The sequence below is a fragment of the Actinocrinis sp. genome (genome assembly GCF_035938995.1).
Lineage (GTDB): Bacteria > Actinomycetota > Actinomycetes > Streptomycetales > Catenulisporaceae > DASZGI01.
Window position 1 is genome coordinate 1 of sequence record NZ_DASZGI010000313.1, and the last position, 3,999, is coordinate 3,999.

A 3,999-nucleotide genomic window follows, 5' to 3' on the forward strand; every position below is an offset into this window, starting at 1 on the left:
AATTGGGCAGATCCGCCGGGTGGGTCTTCCGGTGCGACGTCGATGCGATCGGTCCCTGTGGAGTGCGTTCCGCTGGTGCTCTGCGTGGCGCGGGGTTGGTCAGCGGCGGCGTGAGTACCAGCCGGTGCCCACGCCGAGCAGGTGCAGTGCCAGACAGGTCAAGCCGGCCAACATCAGGCTGGTGGGACTGAACCAGGAGTTGGTCGACGTTCCACTGCCGTTGATGAAGAATGCCACGGCGAAGAGGACTGCGGCGATGGCGCCCATGCGGGGATTCCTTCCGATTGCCGTCTCATGGTGCGGATACCGCCGTGTTCCCGCCGCCGCCGTTTTCATGCGCGGCAGCGCGGCGCTCCCGTGACCGTGGTCCGCGTGGCTGTCCTGCGGGCGGCGGCCACGGCGGCTGCCGCGTTCCCTCGCTGGCTACTGCAACGACTACTGCAACTACAACTACGACGACGCTGAAGTCGACGAAGACCGCGGCCGCGCAGGCCATCCCCGGTGAGTGCGTCTGGATCCAGGACTCGGCGGACCGGCCCTTCGCCTCATCCCACGCCACCGTCGTCGCCAGACACGTCGATCGGTCCGTCGCGAGTACCCTGCAAGCTCGCCAGCATGGCTGGCGACTGGTCAACGCCGACCACCTGGCGTCCGAGTGCGGCAAGCGGCGTGGCGATCCGTCCCGTGCCGCAGCCCAGATCCAGCACGTGCGCGGCGGCCGCCGCGAGCAGCGGGCCGATGATCCGCACCGTCATCGCCGCGAGCGGCACCGCGGCTGACCCTAGACGAGAAGTTCCTATTGAATCAGTGGTCGTAGGCGATAAGTGACCTGGTGATCGGTGCACCGGTCTTGTTGTTGTGCCAGATCGCGGCCGAGGCACCGCTGCTGCACTGCGTGCTGTGCTGGATCTTCTTAAGAAGATGACACCCGAATCGCACTTGATCAGGAAGCGGCGACACAACCGCAGATCAATGCCGTGACACTTTGACGTTTTTGGATGCCGCCGAGCCCCGTGATGCACAGTCGGAGACTCTCGATACCGTCTCCGCTGCTGTGGAGATGTCAGTCAAGCTTCTTCGCCCGTCGTACCGCATCGCGCGTCTTGTCAGAACCTGTGTGGCCAAAGGTTTCCAGCTGTGCGCACGAGCTTGGCGCGGACCTGTGGGGGCGGGCTTCAGAGCTCGCGCTGCCGCCACGGGGCGATGACCTGCTGGCCGAAGCGGGCCATCTCCTGGTGCTGCGGGGAGAACTGAAGCAGCAGGAGATCGACGCCCGCCTGCTCGTAGGCTCGGATGCGCTGCGCGATCTGCGCAGGGGTGCCGATGAGGCCTGTGCGCAGGCCGCGGTTGGAGACGCTGTACTCCTCCAATGAGACATGCGACTGGAGTTGTGAGCCTTCGACGAAGTCCCGATAGGACGCGTACGCCTCGGGAGAGGAGCGCACATCCAGGATCCGGCCGAGCTCTTCGCGTGCTTCGGCCTCGGTGTCGCGGCAGATGACGTACCCTGCCACGCCGAACGTCAGCGGCGGGTGGCCGGACGCGGCGCGCAGCTGGCGCATCTCGGCGATCTTGCCCGCGATGACATCGGGCGGGTCGCCGTGCATGACGTAGGCGTCGCCGTGCGCTGCGATGACGTCCTTCGCGCGGGGCGACTCTCCGCCCATGTACACCGGCGGTACGCGCGAGGGCTTGGGCTCGACCTCGGTGCCTTCCAGCCGGTAGAGCGGACCATGGTGGGTGACCGTGTGCTCGCGCAGCAGACGGCCGAGTACGTCGAGCCACTCCTCGGTGCGCGCATAGCGGGCGTCGTGCACGTCGAACGGCGCGCCGTACTGTGACGCTTCATCTCTCCACCAGGAGGAGACGACGTTGAGGGACACGCGCCCCGGAGCGATCGTGTCGAGGGTGCTGATCGCCTTCGCGGTGGCGGCCGGCGGATGGTAGTTGGGCCGCACCGCCAGCATCAGCTCCAGGCGGGTGGTCACGGCGGCGACGGCGGGGGCCAGGGTCCAGCAATCCAGCGACGGTGCGCGGTGCCCCTTGATGTCGTTGAGGTTCAGCTCGGCGATCAGGGTCAGGTCGAAGCCGTGCCGCTCGCTGTCCGCGGCCAGGTCGCGGATGTATGGCCACTGCACGCTCATGCCCTCGTCGGGGACATTGCGCAGCCAACCGCCGAAGATCGGCATCCAGTAGCCGAAGCGCATCAGCGGCCGCCCTCCCGGTCGAGCAGGCCCTTGAGGTAGCGGGCCACCTGTCCCGGGCCGGAGCGCGGGGCCACGGCCTCGACCGCGGGGTTGTAGTTCGTGTTCGTGTTTACGTCGTAGGTGACCAGGCGCCCGTCGGCGCTTTCGATGAACTCGAAGCCGGCGATCTCGAGGCCGTGCGCCTCGGCGAAGCGCAGGTAGCGCCCCAGGATCGGATGGGCGAAGTCCTCCCGCAGGGCGAACAGGCTCTGCGCCGGGGCGGCGCAGGCGTCCGCGGGGCAGAGCTCGAATCCGCCGCGCGTGGTGTCGGCGGTGATCGCGTACACGACCTCGCCGCCCACGACCTCGACGCGTGTGATGAAGGGTGCTGCCGCGTGCACGTATTCCTGTATGAGCGTGATCCCGTCCACTGGAGGGTCGTACCCGGGCGAGTGCAGGTACTCGGCGAACTGCGCGACGCTCTGGAAGCTGCGCACCCCGATGCCCTTACCACCCTGGTTGTGTTTGACGATGAACGGCGCCGCGAACTTCCCCGCCACATCGGTCAGCAGGTCGCGGCCCGCGACCGCGATCGTGCGCGGCACGTCGAACCCGGCCGCCCGCAACGCGGTGAGCTGGTCGGCCTTGCTCATCTCCAGCTCCAGCACGCGCCGCCCGTTGACCACCCGACGGCCCCAGGATTCCAACCAGCACAGCACGGCCCGGGTATGGTCCTTGGCCAGCAGATGGCCGCGCGTGTGCGATGACGCGCTCATCCGGGACCAGAACACCCCGGGCGGCGGCTCGGCGTCCAGGTCGAGCGGGCCGTCGCCGAGCAGCCACTGCTCGTGTTCGACGCCGGCCGCGTCAAAGGCCGCGGCGAACGGTTGATACCAGTCCGGGTTCTCGTGCAGCACGTGGACTTTCACGGTGGTATCACCTCCGGGCCGCAGCGCGCCTCGCTGAGTTCGAACCTTGGTCGCGACCGGGCGGTCGCGACGGGACGATCACGATTGTCCACTGGTCGCGGCGGACCAGTCCAGTTCGAAGACCTCCGATGCGGCCCCTGATCTCGGCCCGGGTGAGTGGCGTTTGGGCGAAGCTCTGTCAATCTGGTGCCGTCGCGGCGCGAGTGTGGCGGTTGGATCAGGGTGCGAAGGGACCGTTGCGCCAGGGCAGGGAGCGGGTGCGGAAGGCGACCTCGAAGGCGGCGCGCGCCGCGAGGCGCGTCGAGTCCAGGGTGGGGAGGACGCGTCGGGCGTGACGAGTAGCGGGATCTCGGTACAGACGAGCGCGGCGGCGTCGCAGCGCGGACCGCTTATCGAACACGACACGCCGGAGCTCACCAGGAATCGGGCAACAGAATCTCACAGGGTTTGCTCCGTCTGGGGCTGGGTCAGCGCGGTCGTTCACCTCACCCGGTCCGGCCTACGACGAGCTGGTAGAAGATCGGCTCGCCGGTCGTCGACACCCGGTGCTGGAACCGGGTCCGCTCCATCACCGCAAGACCTCCGCCGGCCACCAGCCGCTCGACGGCGGCGCCGAACCCATCCGGATCCGATTCATCCATCCACTGCTCATCAATCGTGAAGACCACGGGCGCGCCGGGCGGCAGGACCGCGAGCGCACTTTCAAACGCCTGCGGTGTGGCGTGCGTGCCGCCGAACGCTCCAGCCGACACCAACCCCCCGAGCGCGTACGGGCGTAGCGCCTCACGCAACGCGTCGCCGGGCAAGAAGTCGCCGACCACGTACTCGGCGTAGACCCCGGGCCGGTCGCGCAGACTCGCCGCGCGCGCCGCCGGCAGCGAGTC

At 68.3% G+C, this 3,999-nt stretch carries 4 protein-coding genes and 1 pseudogene; all 5 read right to left on the reverse strand.

All coding sequences use genetic code 11. The annotated features are described in order from the left end of the window. Nucleotides 1-99: 99 nt before the first annotated feature. Entirely contained in the window at nucleotides 100-267 is a 168-nt protein-coding gene (locus VGZ32_RS21815) for a hypothetical protein (protein ID WP_326888002.1), read from the reverse strand. 278 nt (nucleotides 268-545) lie between these two features. Continuing rightward, nucleotides 546-770, reverse strand: a complete 225-nt coding sequence (locus VGZ32_RS21820) for a class I SAM-dependent methyltransferase (protein ID WP_326888003.1) — start codon at nucleotides 768-770, stop codon at nucleotides 546-548. Between the two features lie 405 nt (nucleotides 771-1,175). Further along, nucleotides 1,176-2,207, reverse strand: coding sequence for an LLM class flavin-dependent oxidoreductase (locus tag VGZ32_RS21825; protein WP_326888004.1), 1,032 nt, complete (start codon nucleotides 2,205-2,207; stop codon nucleotides 1,176-1,178). Then, nucleotides 2,207-3,115 (reverse strand): hypothetical protein, encoded by a 909-nt coding sequence (locus VGZ32_RS21830; protein WP_326888005.1) that lies wholly within the window; start codon nucleotides 3,113-3,115, stop codon nucleotides 2,207-2,209. Before VGZ32_RS21830 ends, VGZ32_RS21825 begins: the two co-directional genes overlap by 1 nt. 485 nt (nucleotides 3,116-3,600) lie before the next feature. Further along, nucleotides 3,601-3,999, reverse strand: a pseudogene (locus tag VGZ32_RS21835) (hypothetical protein); the annotation flags it as partial.

What these genes read in the sequence shown, in the direction of transcription:
- VGZ32_RS21825 (WP_326888004.1), bottom strand. Translation starts at nt 2,207, where the DNA reads ATGCGCTTCGGCTACTGGATGCCGATCTTCGGCGGTTGGCTGCGCAAT.
- VGZ32_RS21815 (WP_326888002.1), bottom strand. Translation starts at nt 267, where the DNA reads ATGGGCGCCATCGCCGCAGTCCTCTTCGCCGTGGCATTCTTCATCAAC.